The sequence below is a fragment of the Vibrio splendidus 12E03 genome, from assembly GCF_000272105.2.
Taxonomy (GTDB): domain Bacteria; phylum Pseudomonadota; class Gammaproteobacteria; order Enterobacterales; family Vibrionaceae; genus Vibrio; species Vibrio splendidus_I.
Map to the genome: position 1 here is coordinate 1 of NZ_AJZD02000232.1, position 1464 is coordinate 1464.

General features: G+C 40.0%; 3 protein-coding genes. All 3 read left to right on the forward strand.

What is annotated here, in order from left to right:
• Positions 1-307 precede the first annotated feature (307 nt).
• Complete coding sequence (locus A142_RS15225) at positions 308-586, forward strand: hypothetical protein (RefSeq protein ID WP_019820697.1); 279 nt, start codon at positions 308-310, stop codon at positions 584-586.
• Positions 583-933 (forward strand): hypothetical protein, encoded by a 351-nt coding sequence (locus A142_RS15230; protein ID WP_019820698.1) that lies wholly within the window; start codon positions 583-585, stop codon positions 931-933. Before A142_RS15225 ends, A142_RS15230 begins: the two co-directional genes overlap by 4 nt.
• Before the next feature lie 61 nt (positions 934-994).
• Positions 995-1294, forward strand: a complete 300-nt coding sequence (locus tag A142_RS15235; protein ID WP_019820699.1) for a hypothetical protein — start codon at positions 995-997, stop codon at positions 1292-1294.
• Positions 1295-1464: the final 170 nt, after the last annotated feature.

Genomic DNA, 1464 nt, shown 5'->3' on the forward strand with positions numbered 1-1464 from the left:
AGCCGATCGCAATCACCGAAATACGCAGTTGAGCTAGATTACCCTAGCTATTATGCTGCACTCATAGTTTGAAATTTTTGTCACATCTCGGATTCCCTCTGCCTTGGTAATTAAGCGAGTGACAGAATCGCTTGGTGATCACAATGATCAAGTAATCTTCCCTGACTCACCTTTGCCCCTTTCCGAGTTAGAACTTTTCTGCACCGCATTTCTAGACAAGACTATTTGACCTATTTTTTCTTATCCTACAGAGTGTTTACTAAATTGGTGGCTATTCAGTTAGCTGTCAGAGAATAGAGGAAAACAATTGAATAATATTGATACTCAAATTTTAAGAGTACTTAGTGAGACTAAGTTCAGAGCACGAACAATTGGTGGAATTGCCAAAGAGCTTGGCATTAACAAGCGTGTTGTCGTCCATCGACTCCAACGTTCTAAGTTGCTAAACCAACAGGTGAAAATTTATCCATTACGTTCTAAAGCAGGTGAAGTGATGGTAATGAGTCGAGAACGCTTCGATAAAACAGCAACGATGAAGGAACGCTTTGTTGATGCTTTTGCTACTAAAAGGGCAGTAATTAAATGAACTTTGAACAATTGCAACTTTTAGTAACTGATAATTTCGGAACATTGGTTTTTGCACTTTTTGGCTCGATCGTTTTGACTGTACTATCAATCAAAGAACATATTGATAGGGATGAAAAAGACAAAATGAGTAAAGGCAAATACTCAATGTACTTTTTGGGTTGGGTCATCGGTTATCCGATTTTAGGAGTTGTTGTTGCGCTCGCTTACTTAGCAAGTGGGAACCAATTCGGTAGTTGGCTTGCACTTCAAATTGGACTAACTTCTCCTGCAATCTTAGCTGGTATAGCGAGTGGTGGGGCGAATGTAATTTCAAGTCAAGGCATTGAAACAGCTCCCGACCAATAATGGTAACTAACAAGCGAATTAAAGAAGAACGTTAGGTTCAATAAATCGTAAGGAAACGTACATGATCAAAGTGGAATATGAGTATCAAAATCAGGCTGGCACTTTAAGCCTGCAAAAAGTCAGCGATTATGAGGGCAAACAAGAGCTAATAGACTCTTTAAATACATCAAATATTGAATATGCCATCATTGAAGAAGTTCTGTCCGTTATAGCTCTAGATGTAGATCCTACACCGAAAATGTATGCGTGTGAGAGAGGCGGAGAGAGAAACGTAGGATCTCCCTCTTCGGAGGCAGTAAGACTTGGTTTTACAAAACTAGAAGCGACGATTTATGGCAATGAAATCATTATCTTAGGTTAACATTGACAAATAAGCATAAGTGTCGCGTAGCCGACACTTTATTTGGGTATTGAACGACGCCTGTCACTTTTGTCTGGACGAGCGTCGCCATAGTTTTAGTTATCCGAATCTAACAATTTGGAGTGCCAACTCTAATGCACTTCTGTCCGTGCGACCTGAGGTCGTATGAA

Bases quoted from the DNA above. Each gene is read 5' to 3' on its own strand.
- A142_RS15235 (WP_019820699.1), top strand. From the start codon at position 995: ATGATCAAAGTGGAATATGAGTATCAAAATCAGGCTGGCACTTTAAGC.
- A142_RS15230 (WP_019820698.1), top strand. From the start codon at position 583: ATGAACTTTGAACAATTGCAACTTTTAGTAACTGATAATTTCGGAACA.